This window comes from Desulfuromonas versatilis, from assembly GCF_019704135.1.
Classification (GTDB): domain Bacteria; phylum Desulfobacterota; class Desulfuromonadia; order Desulfuromonadales; family NIT-T3; genus Desulfuromonas_A; species Desulfuromonas_A versatilis.
Genome location: NZ_AP024355.1, coordinates 3,862,011 through 3,882,267, shown reverse-complemented (window position 1 = coordinate 3,882,267; position 20,257 = coordinate 3,862,011). Strand labels below are relative to the sequence as shown.

At 65.3% G+C, this 20,257-nt stretch carries 12 protein-coding genes; 2 read left to right on the top strand and 10 right to left on the bottom strand.

Going from position 1 to position 20,257, the window contains the following annotated elements; translation table 11 throughout:
• The first annotated feature begins 9 nt into the window (after positions 1 to 9).
• A complete protein-coding gene (locus DESUT3_RS17475; RefSeq protein ID WP_221249764.1) occupies positions 10 to 1,350 on the top strand; it encodes a hypothetical protein in 1,341 nt (446 codons plus the stop codon).
• 22 nt (positions 1,351 to 1,372) lie between these two features.
• Positions 1,373 to 2,287 (top strand): DMT family transporter, encoded by a 915-nt coding sequence (locus tag DESUT3_RS17470; protein ID WP_221249763.1) that lies wholly within the window; start codon positions 1,373 to 1,375, stop codon positions 2,285 to 2,287.
• 31 nt (positions 2,288 to 2,318) lie between these two features.
• Here DESUT3_RS17470 and DESUT3_RS17465 read toward each other — a convergent pair whose 3' ends face one another.
• The 10 genes from DESUT3_RS17465 to DESUT3_RS17420 form a co-directional block, all read right to left on the bottom strand.
• Positions 2,319 to 4,364 carry a sensor domain-containing diguanylate cyclase gene (locus DESUT3_RS17465; protein WP_221249762.1) on the bottom strand — a complete coding sequence of 682 codons (2,046 nt, stop codon included), beginning with the start codon at positions 4,362 to 4,364 and terminating at the stop codon, positions 2,319 to 2,321.
• Positions 4,365 to 4,561: 197 nt separating this feature from the next.
• On the bottom strand, positions 4,562 to 7,345 hold the full coding sequence (locus DESUT3_RS17460) for a putative bifunctional diguanylate cyclase/phosphodiesterase (protein ID WP_221249761.1): 2,784 nt from the start codon (positions 7,343 to 7,345) through the stop codon (positions 4,562 to 4,564).
• Positions 7,345 to 7,884 carry a hypothetical protein gene (locus DESUT3_RS17455; protein ID WP_221249760.1) on the bottom strand — a complete coding sequence of 180 codons (540 nt, stop codon included), beginning with the start codon at positions 7,882 to 7,884 and terminating at the stop codon, positions 7,345 to 7,347. The genes DESUT3_RS17460 and DESUT3_RS17455 overlap by 1 nt, the downstream gene beginning before the upstream one ends.
• Positions 7,885 to 7,908: 24 nt before the next feature.
• Complete coding sequence (locus DESUT3_RS17450) at positions 7,909 to 9,762, bottom strand: methyl-accepting chemotaxis protein (protein ID WP_221249759.1); 1,854 nt, start codon at positions 9,760 to 9,762, stop codon at positions 7,909 to 7,911.
• Between the two features lie 74 nt (positions 9,763 to 9,836).
• On the bottom strand, positions 9,837 to 10,214 hold the full coding sequence (locus tag DESUT3_RS17445; protein WP_221249758.1) for a response regulator: 378 nt from the start codon (positions 10,212 to 10,214) through the stop codon (positions 9,837 to 9,839).
• A gap of 341 nt (positions 10,215 to 10,555) precedes the next feature.
• A complete protein-coding gene (locus DESUT3_RS17440; RefSeq protein WP_221249757.1) occupies positions 10,556 to 12,865 on the bottom strand; it encodes a methyl-accepting chemotaxis protein in 2,310 nt (769 codons plus the stop codon).
• A gap of 295 nt (positions 12,866 to 13,160) precedes the next feature.
• Entirely contained in the window at positions 13,161 to 14,930 is a 1,770-nt protein-coding gene (locus tag DESUT3_RS17435) for a methyl-accepting chemotaxis protein (protein ID WP_221249756.1), read from the bottom strand.
• Positions 14,931 to 15,115: 185 nt separating this feature from the next.
• Complete coding sequence (locus DESUT3_RS17430; protein WP_221249755.1) at positions 15,116 to 16,540, bottom strand: sigma-54-dependent transcriptional regulator; 1,425 nt, start codon at positions 16,538 to 16,540, stop codon at positions 15,116 to 15,118.
• Positions 16,537 to 19,860 carry a PAS domain S-box protein gene (locus DESUT3_RS17425; protein ID WP_221249753.1) on the bottom strand — a complete coding sequence of 1,108 codons (3,324 nt, stop codon included), beginning with the start codon at positions 19,858 to 19,860 and terminating at the stop codon, positions 16,537 to 16,539. Before DESUT3_RS17425 ends, DESUT3_RS17430 begins: the two co-directional genes overlap by 4 nt.
• A gap of 210 nt (positions 19,861 to 20,070) precedes the next feature.
• Positions 20,071 to 20,253, bottom strand: coding sequence for a hypothetical protein (locus tag DESUT3_RS17420; protein WP_221249752.1), 183 nt, complete (start codon positions 20,251 to 20,253; stop codon positions 20,071 to 20,073).
• Positions 20,254 to 20,257: the final 4 nt, after the last annotated feature.

The following is a 20,257-nucleotide window of genomic DNA, read 5'->3' as shown; positions in this document are numbered from 1 at the left end:
TCCGAACCGATGAACCAACCTCCCGCCCAGCTTACCCACGCCCAGATCTTCCGCTTCTGGTCGCCGCTGGCCGCCACCTGGCTGATGATGGCCATCGAGGGGCCGTTTCTGGCGGCGGTGATCGCCCGCATGGGCGATACCGCGCACAACCTGGCGGCCTACGGGGTGGCCTATGCCTTCGGGCTGGTGGCCGAGTCGCCCATCATCATGCTGATGAGCGCCGCCGCCACCCTGGTAAGGGACGCCGATTCCTACCGGCGGCTGCGCAATTTCTCCACTTTCCTCAACCTGGGGGTGACGGCGGCGCTGGCGCTTTTGGTGGTGCCGCCGGTCTTCGACCTGGTGGGGCGGCGGCTCATCGGGCTGACCCCCGAGGTGGCGCGGCTCACCCACTTGTCGCTGGTGCTGCTGCTCCCCTGGCCGGCGGCCATCGGTTTTCGCCGCTTCTACCAGGGGGTGCTGATCCGCGGCCACAAGACCCGCCGGGTGGCCGTCGCCACCAGCGTGCGGGTCGTGGCCATGGCGGCCACCGCCCTGGCCCTCTACCGCTTCGCCGCCATCCCCGGAGCCTGCGTCGGCGCCCTGGCCCTTTCGGCGGGGGTGACCGCAGAGGCCTTGCTGACCCGCTACATGGCCGCGGGGGCCATCGCCGACGCCCTGGCCGCGCCGGTCGATGCCGATGCCGAGCCCATGGGCTACCGGGAGATCGGGCGCTTCTACCTGCCCCTGGCCCTGACCCCCTTCATCGGCCTGAGCGTCCATCCCATGGTGACCTTCTTTCTCGGGCGAGGGGCTTTTCCTGTCGAATCGCTGGCGGTCATGCCGGTCATCTACGGGCTGACCTTCGTCTTCCGGGCCATCGGTCTTTCCTTTCAGGAGGTGGCGCTGGCCCTGGTCGGAAAGAATTTCGAGCACTACCGGATGCTCCGGGATTTTGCCGTGCGGGTGGCCGCGGCGGCAACGGCGGTGCTGGCCCTGATCGCCTTCACCCCCCTGGCGGACGTCTGGTTCGTGGGGGTGTCGGGGCTGACCCCGGAGCTTGCCGCCTTCGCCACCACCCCGCTGATGATCATGGCGATCATTCCGGCGTTGACGGTCTGGATCAGCTTCCAGCGCTCGATCCTCATGGTCGGGCGGCTCACCGGCCCCATCACCGTCGCCACCGCCATCGAGGCGGCCGCAATCTTTTTACTTCTGGGGCTGGTCGTGGCATACTCCGGGCTCTCTGGTATGACCGGGGCGGCCATGGCCTACATCTTCGGCCGGTTCCTGTCCATCGGCTACCTGGTCCGGCCCCAGGCGATGGTTTTGAAAAAAGCCCCGCCGGGCGGGCCAGCCTCCAGCCCTTGATTTTCGTCTACAGAGAGGATTCATGCAGACCGATCCTGCTTCCTCCCCAAGTCGATCCGGCGGCGCCGGGTTTGTGCTGGTGGCCGCGGTGCTCTGGGGCACCACCGGCACCGCCCAGGCCTTCGCCCCGGCGGGGTTCGACTCGACGGTCATCGGCGCGCTGCGTCTGGTCATCGGCGGTCTTGCCCTGCTGCTTCTGGCGCTCTGTCGTGGGGGGCTCGGCCGGCTGCGCGACTGGCCTCTGCTGCCAACGGCCTGCGCGGCCGGTTTTACCGCCGCTTACCAGGTCTGTTTTTTTGCCGCCGTGGCCAAAACCGGGGTAGCCGTGGGGACGATCGTCGGCATCGGCAGCTCACCGGTGGCGGCCGGCCTGCTGGGCCTGCTGTTTCGCGGCGAGCGCCCGGGTCGGCGCTGGCTGCTGGCCACCGCGCTGGCGATTCTGGGCTGCGGCCTGCTGATGGCCAGCGGCGGCAGTGTCAGCGTCGATCCCCTCGGCATTGCCCTGGCCATTGGCGCAGGAACTTCTTACGCGGCCTATACCCTGGCGATCAAGGGGCTGTTGGAAGGCCGCTCGCCCGATGCGGTAATGGCAGTGGTTTTCTGCCTCGGCGCGGTCCTTCTGGCGCCGCTGATGCTGGGCCGGGATCTGGCCTGGCTGGCCCAACCCAGGGGGGTAGCCGTCATTCTGCACCTGGGGCTGGTGACCGCCGGACTGGCCTACTGGTTGTTCGCCCGGGGCCTGGCCAAGGTTTCCGTGGCCACCGCTGTCACCCTGTCCCTGGCGGAGCCGCTCACCGCGGGTCTGCTGGGTGTGGTGGTTCTCGGTGAACGGCTCACGGCTCTGTCTTTTTCGGGAATCGTTCTTTTGTTCGGCGGGCTGGTGATCCTGACCGTCGGGGGGAGAAAGGTGGCAGCATCGGCCAAGGGGGTCTGCTGAGGCCGGGATTGCCGGGAGGGGCGCCTGGCGGTTAGAAGAGCTTGCCGGAACTGCAGTCGTCGGTCTCTTCAGTTTTTTTGTTCTGCTTGTCCTGGTACATCAGGCGGTCGGCGCGGGCCAGCAGTTCGTCGATGCCGCATGGATTTTCCGGATCGAAGAGCAGACTGCCGAAACTCAGGGAGAGCCTGAAGCGGCGGCTGTGCTGGCGGTTGTGGGCATCGATGTGGTGGTGCAGCCGGGTGGCCAGTGCCTCTTCGCTGTCCCGGGCGGTTTCGTTGGCCAGCACCACGAACTCGTCCCCGCCCAGGCGGGCGATGATGTCCGACTGGCGAAAGGTGCGCCGCAGGACCTCGGCGGCATCGATGATGGCCTGGTCGCCGGTGGCGTGGCCGAGCAGATCGTTGATCAGCTTCAAGCCGTCCAGGTCGCAGTAGCAAAGCAGCAGCTCCCGGCCGGCACGCTGGGCGACCTTGAGCTGGTGATCGGCCATCTTGAAGAATCCCCGGCGATTCAACAGCCCGGTCAATTCATCGGTAATGGCCGCGGCGCGCAGCTTCTCCTCCACCCGCAGGCGCTCGCCGATCTCCTGGCGCAGTCCCTCGTTGGTCTTGCGCAGTTCGGCGGTGCGCCGCTCCACCTGGATCTCCAGCTCCTGCTTGGCCCGCCTGAGTTCCTCCTCCGCTTCCTTCTGCTCGGTGACGTCTCTGACCACCGAAAGGCTGACGGGCTTTCCCGAAGGGTCGATGGTCGCGTCGCAGTTGAGCAGCACGTCGATCTCGCTGCCGTCCTTGCGGATATAGCGGTAAGGCACATCCCGCACGAAACCCTCTTTCCACATTCTGGGGATCACCGATGCGAAGGCCCGGCGCGCCGACTCCTCGTTCATCAGGAAATCCGCCCTGCGGCCGATGACCTCCTCCCGTTGGTAGCCGGTGACCTCCAGCCATTTGCGGTTGACGTTGCAGATCTGCCCCTGCTGGTCGATGGAGTGCATCATGACCGGGGAGTGGTCGTAGATGTGCTTCAGGCGCGCCTCGCTCTCGACCAGGGCCCGGTCGGCCAGGGCCCAGCGCCGGCCAATGCGCCAGGTGGTTGCCAGGCCCAGGCCGCTGATGCCCAGCAGCAGCAGGGCGACCAGGGTCGATATCCGCAGAATCGGCGGTAGGTTCCTGGCGTAAACGCCGCTGAGATCCTTGGCCAGCACCAGGCGCCATCCCCAGTCGAGGGGAACTATGGTGCCGAGCAACTCCTTTTGGCTCAAGGGGTCGGTGAAGGTACGAGTCCGCGGCGCCCCGCCCCCTTGCTTCTCATCCGCCCCCGGCCGGAGCATGGGGTGATCGGCAAGGTTGCGGCTCCTTCCGTTTTCCAGATACTCGGGATTGCTGTGGGCGATCAGGTGCCCCGTCTGGTCGACGAGAAAGCCGGTGTCGAATTCGTTGCGGCGGCTTTCGTCGAGGATGGCCGAGAGCCGACCCAGGTGAAAAACCCCTCCCAGGTGTGCCCGGAGTTGGCCCTGCTCGTCCAGCAGGGGCAGGTCGATGACCACCGCCAGGTTTCCGCTGGCGCCGAGGAACCCGCCGGTGACGACCCGGCTGCGGGTCTCCCGGGCGGCCTGGAAATAGGGCCGGTCGGCGAAATTGGACTGGTTGAGATTGCGCTGGGTGGAAAAAGGGTGGGACAAGTAGTTGTCGCCGTTGGGCAGCATCAGGAATACCGCGGAGAAAGGCCCTGCGGGTTCGATCAGGCCCGCCAGCAGGCGATGTTTTTCCGGCTCGAGCGCCGGATCGACACCGCGGATGGCCGGATCGATGTGCTTGGCATGGTCCAGGCGGGAGAAGGTGTCGCTGCGGGCGACCAGCTCGAGGCTGGCCAGGTAGTGACCGATCTCCCCTTCGAATTGATGGGCGATGGCGCGGGCCAGTTGCTGCTGGTGGGTGTGGGCTTCCTGGAGCGAGAGTTTTACCAGGGTATGGCGGAGAAACAGGGTCGCCAGGACAATCGCCAGCACCGTCGACAGGGCGAAGGCGCCGTGCGTTTTGATTTGCCGTGTGGTGAAGCGCTTGGGAAGTGCCGGCATGACCTTCTCTCGCAGCGTCCGTCCGGCGAGACCCGTTGGAACGGTTCGACCAGGAATCCGGAGGCGGCCTGTGCACAAAAAATACCCGACCAGCCGTGGCGGCAAGAGCGGTTAAAAATTGAAGGGTATGCGAATTAAGAGAAAAAAATCAAGCCGTTTTTCCGCCGGGGCGGCAGGTGCGCCCCGGCAGATGTGCATCAGAGGTGAACCACCCAGCTGCCGGGCAGGCTCCTGCTCAGAAATGCCGGGATCTCTGCGGCCGGCAGGGGCTTGCTGAAGAAATACCCCTGGCACTTGTCGCAGTGCCGGGCCTGGAGAAACTCCAGCTGGTCGGCGGTCTCCACCCCCTCGGCGATGACCTCCAGGCCCAGGCCGTGGGCCATGGCGATGATGGTTTCGGCGATGGCGCCATCGTCCGGGTCGGTCATCAGGTCGCGCACGAAGGAGCGGTCGATTTTCAGCTTGTCGATGGGGAAGCGCTTCAGGTAGCTCAGGGAGGAATAGCCGGTGCCGAAATCGTCCATGGAGAGGTGCACCCCGAGCGCCTTCAGCTGGTAGAGGGTGCGGATATTGTCCTCGGTGTTCTCCATCATGATGGTCTCGGTCAGTTCCAGCTCCAGCCATTCCGGGCCCAGCCCGGTGCGCCGCAGGGTCTGCTCCATCAGGTCGACGAAGTGGGGCTGCTTGAGCTGCAGGCCGGAGATGTTGACCGAGACGCGGATCGGCGGCAGGCCGTCATCCTGCCAGCTCCGGGCCTGGCGGCAGGCGGTTTCGAGAATCCATTGGCCGATGGGGAGGATCAGCGCCGACTCCTCGGCCACCGGGATGAAGGTGGCCGGCGAAACCATGCCCAGTTCCGGATGGCTCCAGCGCAGCAGGGCTTCGACGCCGACGGTGCGGCCGCTTGCAATATGCACCTGGGGCTGGTAGTGCAGCGCCAGTTCGTTGCGGGGCAGGGCGTGGCGCAGATGGGTTTCCAGGGCCAGGCGCTGCATCTCCCCCCGTTTCATGTCCTCGGAGTAGAAGCTGCAGCTCCCCCGGGTCTGCGACTTTGCCTGGTGCATTGCTGAATCGGCGTTCTGCAGCAGGGTATCGGCGTCCTGGCCGGCCATGGGATACATGGCGATGCCGATGCTGGCCGAGCACTGCAGTTCATGCCCCCCGATATGCAGGGGGCGGCCGACGGCGGCAAGCAGGTTGCCGGCCACCTGTTCGATTTCGCTCTCCCCGGAAAGCTCGGGCAGGGCGCAGGCGAACTTGTCGCCGCCGATTCGCGCGATCACCCCCCGCTCGCCCAGCGCCTCGCGCAACTGCAGCGCGAGGAGGCCCACCACCTCGTTACCCCTCTCGAAGCCGAGCAGGTCGTTGACATGCTTGAAGCGGTCCAGGTCCAGGAACAGGACCCCGGCCTGCCAGCCGAACTCCCGGGCTTCGCCGACAATCTGCTCGAGGCATTCCCTGAACTTGTTGCGGTTGGGCAGGCCAGTCAGCGGATCGAAATAGGCGAGGCTCTCCAGCGTCTGTTTCGACTGGCGCTGTTCGGTGATGTCGGTGACCACGGCGATGATGCCGCTGACCTCGCCGGCCTTGTTGCGCAGGTAGTCCCAGTCGATCTGCACCTCGATCCTCTGCCCGCCGGGGCGGCTGATGGTCCGCACCTGGGGGGTCGGCGCCGGCGCTTCGCATAGGATTTGGGCAAACTTCTCGGCGGCCTGTTGATGGCGTGCGGGATCGACCAGGACCCTCCACCACGGGGTTCCCACCAGTTCTTCGGCGGACTGGCCCTTGATCCGGCAGAGGGCCGTGTTGACGAAGACGATCCTTCCCTCGGTGTCGCATTCGAGAACCCCGTGGGGGAGGGCCTCGACCAGCGTCTGGTAATATTCCTTGCTGGCCTGCAGGGCCTCTTCGGCCCGCCGCCGTTCGGTGATGTCGACCATGGTCCCCACCAGGCCCCCCGGCATTCCGGCGGCATTGGCGAAGACCCCCTTGTGGAACATGACCTCGCGTTTTTGGCCCTCGGCGGGGATTACCGAGGCTTCGTAGACCTGGGTTCCGCCCTGGCCCAACAGCTCGCGATCCGACCGCTCGTAGAGCCCGGCCAGGTCGGGCGGGGCCACGTCGAAGGCCGTGGCGCCGATGACCCTGGCCCGGGGGATGCCGAAGAACCCCTCGAAGGCCCTGTTGCAGTCGAGATAGCGGCCGGCGGTGTCCTTGTAGTAAATGGGCGCTGGGATGGTGTCGATGATGGTGCGCAGCAGCCGGGACTTCTCCTCCAGACGCCGGGTGCTTTCGGTGAGTTCCTCGGTGCGTTCGGCGACCCGGCGTTCCAGGTCGGCGTTGGCCTGCTGCAGGGCCCGTTCGGCCCGGTTGCGGCGGGAGGCGGTATAGACCAGCAGCAGGCTCAAAAGGACCATGAAGGCCGCCAGGCAGGCAAGATACCCCTTGGCCTTATGGAACCGGGCATCGAGGTGCTGGCCGAAGAGCTTGGTGGTGGTCCAGTTGTTGACGTCCTCGTTGGAGAGGCTGGTGAAAATTTCCGCCGCTTTTTGGGCCGCTTCGTCGAGGGCAGCGCCGTCGAAACCGGCCCCCGCTGCCACCTGCTCGAACTGCAGGCTCAGGCTGTCCATGGTCTGTTCGATGGCGGTCGTCAGCGCCTGGAGAGTCTCTCGGCTGAAGTAGTCGCGAGTCCCGGCATAGCCGATGGCGGCGTCCATCAGGTCGAGGGCCTCCTCGAAACGCTCGGCGTCGCCTTTCTGCAGGGCCTCCAGGGCCTGGCCGTAGGCCCGCTGAAAGATCAGGTTGATCTTGATGATAGCCCTGCTGTTCTGGTGGAACTCGAAGTCGGAGGCGACGAAGTTTTCGGCCACCCCGGCGAAATTGAGGGCGAGCAGCAGCAGCGCCACCGAGAAAACGATCGCCAGGTAATGGCCCTGGGTTTTTACGAAACGGACGAAATTCTTGGGGGAGGGTCGGATCATTACTGTTCTCGCTCGGCTAGAAACTCGATGCGGTTCACCAGCCATATCCACTTGGGCGCGTAGTTGGGGACGTTGTCCCCTTTGGCCTGGTATTCAAGCACGACCTTGGCCGGGCCGCTTTCTCTGATGTTCATGGTTTTGCCGTCCATCCTGGTGGCCAGGAGAAAATCCGTGGTTTCCCATTCGCTGCGGCTGAATTCGACGTGATATTCGTCGATGGCGTGCAGTTCCATGCCAGCGGCACCCGGCCGGCCGTAGGCGGCCGCCAGTTCGCGCAGCAGGACCCCGCGGTAATGGACCTGCCGGTCCTGGTGCGGGTCGAAAGTATCGAATTCGGTCTGGGGCAGCCTGTCGAGATCGGCCACGGTGACCGTGCGCGGTGCGTCGGCCTTCAGAGCCCCGCGCAGCTTGATCTTCAGCGGGCGGGAGTTCTCACCCGCCAGGCCGGGCAGGCTCGTGGCGGCCAGCAGCAGGGCGGCAAACAGCAGGATGGCGGGGAAGGTTCCCCGGCGACATTGTCTGAAAATCGTGGCGATCATTGTGCACCCCTTTCCTGGGCTCTTTCAATAGCGGCCGAATTCCGCATCGTCCAGGGCGATGAAGCCCTCCTTGGTCGGGACGGCCTTTTCCGCAGGTTTTGTAGAGGCAACGGGCCGCGGCGCGAGCGGCGCGGCCGTCTCCAGGCTGTCCCAGGCAAGGCTCGGCCCCGCGGGGCGGGGTTGCTGGGGAGCTCTGGCCGGGGCCTGGCGAGGGGGGCTGCCCTGCAGCTTGAAGCGGGTCAGCAGCTTGCGCAGCTGGTCGGCCTGGGTGGCGAGCTGTTCGGCGGCGGCCGCGCTCTCTTCCGCGCTGGCGGTGGTGTGCTGGGTTACCTGGTCAATCTGGCTGAGCCCCTGGTTGACCTGGGCGACCCCCTGGGCCTGCTCCGTGGATGCGGCGGCGATTTCCGACACCAGCTGGGACACCTTGGAGATGCTCTCGAGGATCTCGTCCAGGGCCTGGCCGGTGCGGCGGGTGATTTCCGTCCCCTTCTGGGTCTTGGCCACCGAGCCGGCGATCAGCTCTTCGGTCTCCTTGGCGGCGCGGGCGCTGCGGGCGGCGAGGTTGCGCACCTCCTCGGCGACCACCGCGAAGCCCTTGCCGTGCTGGCCGGCCCGGGCCGCCTCGACCGCGGCATTGAGCGCCAGCAGGTTGGTCTGGAAGGCGATCTCGTCGATCACCTTGATGATCTTGGAGATGTTCTGCCCGGCCGAGGAGATCTCTTCCATGGCCAGGGTCAGTTCCTGCATCTGGTGGTTGCCGTTCTGGGCCGCGTTGTGGGCCTGGGCCGAGAGCTGGTTGGCCTGGCTGGCGTGTTCGGCGTTGAGGCGGGTCTGGGAGGCGATCTGAGTCATCGAGCTGGAGACCTCCTCCATGGAGCTGGCCTGGCTGGTGGCGCCGTCGGAGAGCGCCTGGCTCCCCTGGGCCACCTGGCTCGAACCGGCGGCGATCTGCTCGCTGGAGGTCTGCACCCTGCCGACCAGGGCGCTCAGGTCCTCTTTGAGCTTTTTCAGTGACCCCCGGATGACGTCCCGCTCATCCTTCGGGCTGACGTTGAAGGTCAGGTCTCCCGCGGCCAGGCGCTGCAGGGCGGCGATCATTTCGTGCTCGAGATCGTCGGCGAACTGGTCCATGGTGCGCGCCATCTGCCCCATTTCATCCCGCCGTTGCCAGTTGAGGCGGTTTCCCAGGCGGCCCCGGGCCATCTCGCCGATCATCTCCACCACCTTTTGCATGGGTCCGGAAATGCTGCGCGCCACGCTCATCACCAAAACCGCCGAGAGCACCAGTACCGCGGCCAGGATGGCGAGGATCTGGTAGAACATCCGGCCCAGTTCGGCCTCGATGTCGTCGAGATAGAGGCCGGCGCCGACCACCCAGCCCCACTGGGGTACGAGCTTGATGAAGGAGGTTTTGCGCACCGGTTCGGCGATTCCCGGCTTGGGCCACTTGTAGTCGACGAAACCCTGCTTCCTGGTCTTGGCCACCTCGACCATCTCCATAAACAGCGCCTTGCCGTCGGGGTCCTTGCTCTGGGAGAGGTCTTTACCTTCCAGCTCGGGCTTCATGGGGTGCATGATCATGGCCGGCGCCAGGTCGTTGATCCAGAAGTAGTTCTCCCCCTCGAAGCGGGTGTGGCGCAGTGCCTCCCGGGCCGCCTGTTTGGCCTGCTCCTGGGTCATGGCGCCGCTCTGGGCCTGCAGCACGAAGTGATCGACGATCCCCCAGGCCGATTCGACGGTGTTCTGCACCATCGCCTTTTTGCCCTGGTAGAGGTTGGTTTTCAGCCGGGTGTAGATCCAGCCGATGGTCAGGGAGAAGACCAGGATGAGGACCGCGCTCAGCAGAAAGATTTTGTGGGCGAGTTTCAGGTTTTTCATACCGCAGGCTCCGTGTTTTGGTTACAGATCGAACCGGGCGATGGAGAAGGGCGCCCCGGGGCGGGGCGGCTCTCTCAGGGGTTCTCTCTCAGCAGCTTCCTCAGCATCTCGATCAGTTCATCCGGCCTGCAGCAGGCCACCGGTAAGGCCGAAGCGGCAGGGCAGGAAAAGCTTTCCCTGCCGGCGGCGCGCAATATGAACAGGACCGGCAGCGGCACCCCCCGGCGGAACATCTCTTGGAGCAGTTCCAGCGCTGTTCCCCGGGACTCAAGGTTGCTGACAATCAGGACCCCGAACGGTTCGGGGGATTCCCGGCGACTGGCCGCCCAATTGACCGCCTCGGCCGCCTCCTGCACCGCGCTGACCTGAAAGCCCGCCAACCGGAGCAGGAAGGCCGTGTTTTCCCTGGTGTCTTCCCGGTGGTCGAGAAGCAGGACGCGGCAGGGTTGCATGGCTATTTTTCCTCCGGAGGGCCAGGCACGTTCAATGAAGGCGTCAACACGCTGTGCAGATAGTAAACCATGGTTTTGCAAGCGCCATGCCCTTGTGGATTGAAATGGGAAACCATTGAAGATTGCATGAAAAACAAGATTTTATTGGTTTTTTGTGCTGTTCGAAGGGGGTAGCCAAAGTTACCCTGGGGGCTGCGGTTTCCCGCTGCCGGCCCCGGCCGGTGCGGCCCTGGGGCTTTTTCCGGTTTAGAGGGGGGTAACCCTGGTTACACCCTTCCGGCATGGGGTTGGGAGCGTTGCCCATGCCCCCCGCCATCCCGGAGGGGGGCATGGCATGGGTTTTAATCCCTGGGGCCGGGCAGCAGGTTCCAGCCCTCGGAGTCCTCCGCCGGGCGGGCGCCCCGAGGCGCGCGGTCGCCGGCCACGGCATCCTGGCCATTGCGGACCTTGAAGCGGGAGAGCATCTCGCGCAGGCAGACGGCCTGGCCCGAGAGCTCTTCGGCCGCAGAGGCGCTCTCCTCGGCATTGGCGGTGTTCTGCTGGGTGACCTGGTCGATCTGCTCCAGGCCGATGTTGATCTGCGACAGGCCCTGGGCCTGGTCGTCTGCGGCCTGGGCGATTTCCGCCGCCAGTTGGGACGCCCTGCCGATGCCGGTGACGATTTCGGCGAAGGTGGCGGCGGTCTGCTGAGCGATTTCGCTGCCGCGGGCGGTCTTTTCCACCGAGGCCTGGATCAGGTCGGCGGTCTCCCTGGCGGCTCGCGCGCTGCGCGCGGCGAGGTTGCGCACCTCTTCGGCGACCACGGCGAAGCCCTTGCCATGCTGCCCCGCCCGGGCCGCCTCCACTGCCGCGTTGAGCGCCAGCAAATTGGTCTGGAAGGCGATTTCGTCGATGGTCTTGATGATCTTGGAGATGTTCTGCCCGGCCTCGTTGATATCGGTCATGGCGGCCACCATGGTCTGCATCTGGCTGTTGCCGCCTTCGGCGGATTGCCGGACCTGCCCGGTCAGCTGTCTTGCCTGGCCGGCATTCTCCGAGCTGGCCTGGGTTCGGGCGGTGATCTCGGTGAGCGAGCTGCTGATCTCCTCGATGGAGCTGGCCGACTGGGTGGCCCCCTGGGAGAGCGACTGGCTGGAGTCGGATACCTGGACGGCGCCGCTGGCAATCTGCTCCCCGGCAATCTGGATCTGTCCGACCAGGCTGTTGAGATCATCCCCCAGGGTCTTGAGGGCCCCGCGGATCACGTCCTTTTCGTCCCGGGGCTGCACGGCGAAGGTCAGGTCACCGCCGGCCAGTTTCTGCAGGGCCAGGATGACCTCGTTCTGCAGGTTGTCGGCAAAGGCATCCATGGTGGCGGCCATCTGGCCGATTTCGTCGCTGCGCTTCAGGTTCAGCCGCCGCTCCAGGCGGCCGGCCTCCAGGTCCTGCAACATGGCCACCGTCGCCACCAGCGGCCGGCTGAGGTTGCGGCCCGTCAGCCAGGCCAGGACGAAGCCGAGCAGGGTGACGACGGCGGCGATGGCGGCGATGGCTTTGGTCATCCGGGCAAAGGCGCCGTTGACCCGCTCAGTCATCTCGCTGAAGTCGTCCTCGTAGAGTCCCGCGATGATGACCCAGTCCCAGGGGGCGTAGTAGGTGATGGCGGCGACCTTGCTCCTGGCCCGGCTCTCGCCCTCGTTTTTCCAGGGATAGCGCTCGAATGCCACGGGGATGGCGCCGGAACCGGAGGAGGCTTCGAGCCCGCGGGCTTTCTCGATGATCGATTGGATGAACAGCCGCCCCTCGGCGTCCCGCGCCTCCCAGATGTTTTCCCCGTCGCGCAGGCCGCCTTTGGAGATCAGGTATTGTCCCTGCTGTTCTCCGCTGCCGCCGAGGATGGAGACATAGCCGGTTTTGCCGACCACGATGTCCATGACCCCGTGGCGCAGGCTGGTGATGTTCTCCTGCTTTTCGCCGACGTAGAGGATCCCGATGACCTGGTCCCGCGCCGCGTTCCAGATCGGCTCGTAGGCGGTGATGTACCAGGCGTTCACCACGAAGGCGCGGCCACGAAAGGTTTCGCCCCGCAGTACGCTTTCGATGACCGGGTTTTTCCGCCCATCGGGGTTGACGGCGGGGATGAAGGTGCCGATGGCCCGGGTGCCGTCGAGTGTTTCGACATTGGTGGCGACCCGCAGCATGTCGCCGGCGGGATTCATGCGCTGGAAGATGGTGCAGGTGGCCCCGGTGAGCTTGAGGACCTCGTCGACCACCGGAGTCGCCTGGGCGATTTCGCTGTTCTGCCCGAGCCAGGTGGAACCGACCAGCATTTCGGGCAGCTGGAGCCTGGTGGTGGCTTTGGTGAGCTGGTTGGTCGCCTGCCAGTCAACCAGGCGCTCGCCGAAGGAGACCGCGCCGTATTGCTGCAACAGGCTGTGGCCGACCTTGAGGCTGTAGCCCACCGTCTGCTGCACCGACTCGTGGGCGCTGCGGGCCATCAGGTAGACATCCTGGGCGATTTTCTGCGCCTCGCTGCGAATCACCAGGTCCATCTCCCCGCGGATGCTTTTCTGCAGGCTGTTTTCCTGGTAGATGGTCACGCCGACGATGGCCAGTGCGGTCAGCAGAACCAGGCCGAGGCAGATGGCGGTAATCCTGGTGGATACTTTCATTGTTTCTCCTTGCTCAATGGGGTTGCAGCTCTTGTCTCGTCAGGGCCGAAGCCGCTCGGATGCCTGGTTTAATGAGCAAGGGGGATGCCAGAATTGCGAAATTAATACCAAGTAGTTGAAATTCTAATGCTTTGCTGTTCGCCAGGAGGCGGGGACAAGGGTGTAACCGGAGGAACGGGGGGTGGGGGAATAACAGCTAATTATCTGAAATAGCTGGAGATGAAAAGACGTCACCCTGGTTGCGGGGTAACCAGGGTGACGGTGTTTGGTTCAGACAGAGATCAGCAGCGCCGCCTCAGCCCCAGTCGTCGGGCTGGTAGGAGAGCGCCCGGCTGTTTGCTGCGCCCTGGCGGCCCTTGATGCGGAAGCGGCCCAGCATGTCCCGCAGCCGCGCCGCCTGGCTGGAGAGTTCTTCGGCCGCGGCGGCGCTCTCCTCAGCGTTGGCGGTGTTCTGCTGGGTCACCTGGTCGATCTGCCCCAGGCCGATGTTGATCTGGGCCAGTCCCTGGGCCTGCTCGTTGGCGGCCGCGGCGATCTCCTCCACCAGGGCCGAGGCCTGGCCGATGCCGCCGACGATGGTGCCGAAGGCCTCCTCGGTCTGGCGGGCGATGTCGCTGCCCCGGGTGGTTTTCTCCACCGAGTTCTGGATCAGTTCGGCGGTTTCCCGGGCGGCGGTGGCGCTGCGGGCGGCGAGGTTGCGCACCTCCTCGGCGACCACCGCGAAGCCCTTGCCGTGCTGGCCGGCGCGGGCCGCTTCGACGGCCGCGTTGAGCGCCAGCAGGTTGGTCTGGAAGGCGATCTCGTCGATGGTCTTGATGATGCGCGAGATGTTCTGGCTTGCCTCGTTGATTTCCCCCATGGCCGAAACCATGGTGCGCATGCGCAGGTTGCCCTGATTGGCGGCCTCGCGCACCTGCAGGGTCAGCTGCCGGGCCTGGCCGGCGTTCTCGGCGCTGAGCCGGGTCTGGGAGGTGATTTCGGTGAGCGAGCTGCTGATCTGCTCCAGGGAGCTGGCCGATTCGGTGGCGCCCTGAGAGAGGGACTGGCTGGAGTCCGAGACCTGCATGGCGCCGCTGGCGATCTGCTCGCCGGAAATCTGGATCTGCCCCATCAGCTCATTGAGGCGGCGGGTCATCTTCGCCAGGGCCTTGCCGAACTGGTCCTGCTCCGAGGTCAGTTCCACCTCGCCGGTCAGATCCCCCTCGGCGATGGCCTCGGCGAGCTGGGCGCGCTGCCTGAGCCGCTCGGCCATCTGCTCGATGGAGACCTTCAGCTGCCTCAGCTCGCCGTCGAACCGGCCGCTGAGTCGGGTGCCCAGGTTGCCGGCGCTCACCTGGCGGGCGAATTCCTCGATGCCTTTCACCGGCTTGACGATGCTGCGCACCAGCAGCCAGCTCAGCGGCAGCACCAGGGCCAGCAGCAGCACCACCCCGGCTATCAGCCAGGTCACGAACTTACCGCTCAGGGCATTGATTTCGGCGCGGTTGGCCAGCTCGTTCTGCTCCACGTTGTCGATGTAGACCCCGGTGCCGACCCAGTAGTCGGTGCCGGGTATGGTCTTGGCGTAAGCCAGCTTGGGTTGCACCCCCTGCCCGGGTTTGTCGAAATAGTAGCGGACGAAATCGCCGCCGCGCCCTGCGGCGGCGATCAGGTCGCGGATGAAGTGGTTCCCCTTCTTGTCGACGTTGCCGGAGAGGTCCTTGCCCCGCAGCTCGGGCTTGGGCGGCACGGTGACCACCACCCCGGCGCGGGTGTAGACGAAGAAATAACCGCTGCCGTCCTCCTCGAAGCGTACCTTGTCGAGCAACTGGCCGATAATCTGCTGCCGAGCTTGCTCGTCGGGGGCCTCGGCGATAGCCCGGCCCAGGGTGGCGGCCATGGAATCGACCAGGTTCTTCAATTCACGCTGGTGCCCCTCGAGCATGACCTCGGCCGTCTTGGCGATCCCCACGTCCCTGACCTTGCCGACCAGGGTGTGGTAACCGACCCCGACCAGCGCGGTGAATACCAGCAATGTGCCTACCAGCAGCCTGATTTTGCCGCCGATGGTGAATCCTTTTTCCATGATTAGCTTCTCCGGATGATTTGGTTTGGCGTTTTCGCGGGTCTCACCCCCGGGAGAAAGCGCCTGGGGGCGTGCCATGCAAGGGGAGTGCCCGTGCAAGGCGACCTGCCAACCCTTAGATATGACTGGAGTGGGGCGGGGCGATGGGGATGGGCCCCGCCGTCAAAAGGCTGACTCGCAGGTGGTCAGGCGCGCAGCTTCTTGAGGCGCTTGCTGAGGGCCGGCCGGGTGATGCCGAGCAGGCCGGCGGCGATGGTCTGGTTGCCCTGGGAGCGGCTCAGCGCCTCCGCGACCAGCAGATCGGCGGCCTCGCTCAGGGTCGGCAGCTGGTCGCCGAAGACCAGGCCGGGCGTTTCGGGGCCTGATGCGGCGCCCTTGCCGTTGCCCGTCGCCTCGCTCCGCTCCAGTCCCAGCGCCACGCGGAAACTCTGGGTGGAGAGCTTGCCCGCCTGGTGGGTGGCCACGGCGTTGTGAACCATCCCCTCGAGCTCGCGGATGTTCCCTGGAAAATGGTAGGTGGCCAGTAGAACCGCAAGCTCCTCCGGGGCGGTCGGTTTGCGCTTGCCCAGCTCCCTGGCGGCCTTGGCCAGAAAGTGCTCGAGCAGCAGCGGAAGATCCTCGGGGCGCTCGCGCAGCGGCGGCAGCTGCACCTGGTGCCCCTGCAGGCGGTAGAACAGGTCCTTGCGGAAGGCGCCGGAGGCCTGCAGGGCGGCCAGGTTCTGGTTGGTGGCGACGATGATACGGGCGCTGCTGCGCTTGGGCCGGTCGGCGCCGATGGGCAGATATTCCCCTTCCTGCAGCAGGCGCAGCAGCTTGACCTGCGAGGCCGGGCTCAGATCGCCGATCTCGTCCAGAAACAGGGTGCCCCCGGCGGCCTGTTCGATCATCCCCGCGCGGGCCCGGTCGGCACCGGTAAAGGCTCCGCGGGTGTGGCCGAAAAGCGTGTCCGAAAAGATGCTGTCGTCGAGCCCGGCGACGTTGACCGGCACCCAGGGCCCTTCCGGACGGCCGATGAGATGCAGGGCCCGAGCCACCAGCTCCTTGCCGGCACCGCTCTCGCCGGTGACCAGCACCGGCTGGCTGCTGGGCGCCACCGCCTCGATGTAGCGGAAAATGGCGTGCATCTTCGGGCTGCGGGTGAGGATTCCGGAGAAGGCATCGAGGTTTTCCACCTGTCCGTCGAGCAGCCCGTTTTTCAGCTCGCGCACCTCCCGGTCGAGTTCCTGCATGCGGATGGCGCGCAGCACCCCGGCAGCCAGGCGCTCTTCTTCGACCCCCTTGACGAAGAAATCGAAGGCCCCCTGCTTCATGCAGCGCACCGAGGTTTCCACCTGGTTGACGCCGGTGAGGATGATGACCGGGGTTTCGGGATGGTTCTGGACGAGGCTGCCGAGCAGTTCCTCGCCGGGAAGGTGAGGCATGGTCAGGTCGAGCAGGACCAGGCTGGCCGGTTGGCGGGCGAGAATCTGCATGACCTGGCGGCTGTCCTGGCAGACGATTTGGTTGTTGATCCCGGCCGAACGTTCCAGGGCCCTGCCCAGGCTGCGCAGCCAGGCCGGCTCGTCATCCACAAGCAGGACCGGATTCTTGGGGTAGAGAGCGGCCTTCATCCTTGCGAATCCTCCTCGAAAACGGGAAGGCTCAGGGTGACGCAGGTCCCCTTGCCGGGAGCCGAGTCGAAGCTGAGCGAACCGCCGTGATCCTTGACGATGCGCGCCGAAACCGACAGGCCTAGGCCGGTGCCTCCGGTATCGCGCTTGGTGGTGAAAAAGGGGTCGGTGATGCGGGGGATGGCTTGCGGGGGGATGCCGCACCCCTCGTCGCGCAGGCGGAGCACGACCTGTTTTTGCGGGGCATCGTGGGCGGTTTCCAGGTGGATGCCCCGGTTGCGGTCGGGCAGCGCCTGGCAGGCATTCTGGATCAGGTTTACCAGCACCTGCTCGATGCGCTGGCTGTTGCCCAGCACCGGCGGAAGCTGCTCCGCCAGAGCCGTGGTGAACCGCTCGGTGGCCTGGCGCAGGGTGTTGGAGGTCAGGCGCAAACTGGTCTGCACCGCCCGGTTGAGATCGAACCTCTCGCGGGGGGCTTCGCCGTTGCGGCGCACGAAATTCTTCAGATCCTCGACAATCGCCCTGATGCGCTGGCCGCTGTCGATCATTTCCTCGAAAACCTTGGGGATCTCTTCCCTTACCCGCGAAAATTCCAATCCCCCCAGGGAGTACTCGCCCTGTTGTCGGTGCCAGGCATCGAGGATCGGCATGGCGTCGGCGAATGCCTCGCTCAGAAACGGCAGGTTGAGAAGGATCAGACCGTTGGGGTTGTTGATCTCATGGGCCACCCCCGCCGAAAGCTCGCCCAGGGAGGCCAGCCGGCCGGTGCGCTCGGCTTCCTGCTGGTGCTGGATGCGTTCGGTAATGTCGCTGGCCATTTCGATGACGCTGGCGACCTGTCCCTCCGGGGTCTTCTGGGGGAAGGCCTTCACCCCCCACACGCTGCCGTCGGCATCGGTGATCTTGGCGCTTTCCACGCGGCCGCTGCGGAAGCTTTTCTGCACCGGGCAGTCGGGGTGCGGCTGGGCGCTGTGGTGAAAGCGCTGGTGGCAGAGATGACCGGTGACGGCTGCAGCCTTGCGGCCCTCACCGGCGGCCGCCGAGCGGTTGGCCCAGATGATCTTCATCTCGGGCGAAAGGTGGATGATCCGCTCCGGGATGCCGTCGAGCAGGGTCTGGAATTCCACCGAGAGGCGGCGGAAGCGGGTTTCGCTGTCCAGCAGCCGCGACTGGGCCTGCTTCATTCGCGAGATGTCGCGCCCCTCGGCAATCAGGTAGGCCGGAGCCCCGTCCTGCCCGATCACCGGCTTGAGGCTGAAATCCACCTGGTAGAATCCCCCGGCCGGGTTGGGGTGACTGGTCTCCATGCGCACCAGCTCGCCCTGGCGGGCCCGGTCTATGGCCCGGACCAGCTTGTCCCTTTCCGTGGCGGAGTGGCTCCACCAGGGGGTGTCGCAGAACGGCTTCCCCTGGACCTGAGATTCTTCCAGGCCGAGGGCCTCGAGGGAGGAGCGGTTGGCCTCCAGCAGGATGCCCTCGGGGGAAACCAGCCCGATGAACTGCAGGGTCTGGTCGAAGATGGCGCGGAACTTCCGCTCGCTTTCCCGCAGCGCCGTCTCCATCTGCTTGCGCTCGGAGATGTCGATCATGGCCCCGACCAGCCCGCCGAGACGACCATCGGCCCTTTGGAAAACCGACTTGTGGAACACTACGTCCCGCCGGGTGCCGTCGGCGTAGGCGACCTGGGCCTCGTAAACCTGGTTGCCGCTCCTTTGCATCAGCTCCATATCGGCGCGGTGATAGATGTCGGCGAGCTCCGCCGGGGCCACTCCGTAGACCGACTGGCCGACGATGTTCTCGCGCGGGCGCCTGAGAAACTCGGCGAAGGCGTCGTTGCAGCCGATGTAGATCCCCTCGCTGTCCTTGAAGAAAATCGGCGCCGGAATGGCATTGAGCACCGTCTGGTGCAGCGTCGCCTGCTTTTTCAGGGCGGCCTCGGCCCGCTTGACCGCGGTGATGTCGTCCATTACCAGGATGACCCCGGTCACCTCGTCCTGGCGGCTGCGCAAGGGGGCCGAGGAGATCCGTACCTGGACCTCATCGCCGTCTTTGTGGAGGCGCACGGTCTCGAACATCAGCTGGCTCTGCCCTTCCCTGGCCAGCTGCAGGTTGGCGCGGAACTCCTCGCTGCGCTCCTCGGGCACCAGCGGGTAGGCGCGGTCCAAAAGCTCCTCGCGGCTCCAGCCGAAAACCTTTTCCGCCGCCGGGTTCCACTGGGTGACCCGGCCCCCGAGATCCAGGGCGCAGATCGGGGTGGGGGCGGCATGAAACAGGGCCTCCAGGGTCTGGTTGGCGGCGCGCAGGGCCTCTTCCCGGTGGATTCTTTCGGTGATGTCGGTGACCAGGGCGATGAACCCCGTCAGCTGCCCCAGGTCGTCCTGCAGATAGGCCCAGTCCAGCTGTCGCCAGGCCAGTTTGTGGTCGTGGGTGAAGTTGAGCAGGATTTCCGGGGAGGGGGTCGGCCGTTCGGCGAGGATTTTTATGAATTTTTCCCGCAGCTTGCGCCGCCCCTCGGTCAGGGTCACCATGTCCCAGAGATATTCATCGATGATATCGCCGGGTAGTTTCCCCTTCATCCGGCAGTAGCCGGCATTGGCGTAGGTGATGCGGCCGCGGGTGTCACACTCGATGACTCCCTGGGGGATGGCCTCTACCAGGGTGCGGAAATATTCCCGGCTCTGGCGCAGCTTGGCTTTCTGGTCCAGCAGTTCGTCGCGGACCCTTTGGAAATAGGTGAGCAGCATCCCCAGGGCGATGGTCAGGCTCAACACCCCGGCGATCAGAAAACCCCAGGGGGCGAACCATTCCACGGGCCTCAGGAAGGGATAGTCGAGCTTGTGCAGCCCCCAGAGGATCAGGCCCCAGCCTGTGAGGTGCTTGCCCGGGCCCCGGGCCTGCCCGGACTTGAGCAGCAGGCCGCCGGCCCAGATCGATACCAGGGCATAAAAGGCGAAAATCGGCAGGTTCTCGGCGAAAAAGGAAAAGTCGGCGAGGCGGGCGCAGAACAGCCAGACCACCCCCATGAACCCGCAGGCGATCCACAGCGGGGAAGCCTTCTGGCCGATGAAGGCGTAGCAGCCCTGGAGAATCAGCAGTCCGCTGGCCAGGCTGAAGGCCTGGATCAGCCAGGGTGACAGGGTCGGCGCGATCCCCTGGATCTGCAGCAGAACCACCACGAAGCGCAGCGAAAAGAACAGCCAGCTCCATCCCCAGAGGGCGAGGTGCCGGTCGCGGTATTGCCGGTGCAGGAAGGCAAACACCAGGACCATGACCAGGCCGCAGGCCAAAGCGGATATGACGGCTGGAAAAAGCCAGTCCATGTGGTTGTTTCCCTGAAGGCGTACTTGAGTATTCGTACCAAAAAACTCTTGTTGGCGAACCGACCCGGATGCCGAGACTCTATTCATAGACGTTCGCAGATGCCGTTGTCAACAGCAAATAGCGCGCCATAACTAGTTGAATTTGCGAGTAAAAACGACTAATGACAGGAGCTGAATGAGGTGGGATTAAAATCGCGGGAAGGGGGCGGTTCAGGAGGGTTTGGAGTCCGGTTCAATCCGGGGGCAGCCGGGCGCGTTGAGCTTTTCGAAGAGCGCGATCTGCTCGGCCATCGACAGCTTCTTGCGGCAGCCGGTTTTCAGGCACAGCCGGCAACGATCGTCACTGCACCACTGGCACTGTTTGCAGTCGGGGCAGGGGTGTTTTTTTTCCATGGCG

Excerpts from the sequence above, each read along its gene's own strand:
- DESUT3_RS17455 (WP_221249760.1), bottom strand. The coding sequence starts at position 7,884 with ATGATCGCCACGATTTTCAGACAATGTCGCCGGGGAACCTTCCCCGCC.
- DESUT3_RS17420 (WP_221249752.1), bottom strand. The coding sequence starts at position 20,253 with ATGGAAAAAAAACACCCCTGCCCCGACTGCAAACAGTGCCAGTGGTGC.
- DESUT3_RS17470 (WP_221249763.1), top strand. The coding sequence starts at position 1,373 with ATGCAGACCGATCCTGCTTCCTCCCCAAGTCGATCCGGCGGCGCCGGG.
- DESUT3_RS17450 (WP_221249759.1), bottom strand. The coding sequence starts at position 9,762 with ATGAAAAACCTGAAACTCGCCCACAAAATCTTTCTGCTGAGCGCGGTC.
- DESUT3_RS17465 (WP_221249762.1), bottom strand. The coding sequence starts at position 4,364 with ATGCCGGCACTTCCCAAGCGCTTCACCACACGGCAAATCAAAACGCAC.
- DESUT3_RS17440 (WP_221249757.1), bottom strand. The coding sequence starts at position 12,865 with ATGAAAGTATCCACCAGGATTACCGCCATCTGCCTCGGCCTGGTTCTG.
- DESUT3_RS17435 (WP_221249756.1), bottom strand. The coding sequence starts at position 14,930 with ATGGAAAAAGGATTCACCATCGGCGGCAAAATCAGGCTGCTGGTAGGC.
- DESUT3_RS17475 (WP_221249764.1), top strand. The coding sequence starts at position 10 with ATGAACCAACCTCCCGCCCAGCTTACCCACGCCCAGATCTTCCGCTTC.
- DESUT3_RS17460 (WP_221249761.1), bottom strand. The coding sequence starts at position 7,345 with ATGATCCGACCCTCCCCCAAGAATTTCGTCCGTTTCGTAAAAACCCAG.
- DESUT3_RS17430 (WP_221249755.1), bottom strand. The coding sequence starts at position 16,540 with ATGAAGGCCGCTCTCTACCCCAAGAATCCGGTCCTGCTTGTGGATGAC.
- DESUT3_RS17425 (WP_221249753.1), bottom strand. The coding sequence starts at position 19,860 with ATGGACTGGCTTTTTCCAGCCGTCATATCCGCTTTGGCCTGCGGCCTG.
- DESUT3_RS17445 (WP_221249758.1), bottom strand. The coding sequence starts at position 10,214 with ATGCAACCCTGCCGCGTCCTGCTTCTCGACCACCGGGAAGACACCAGG.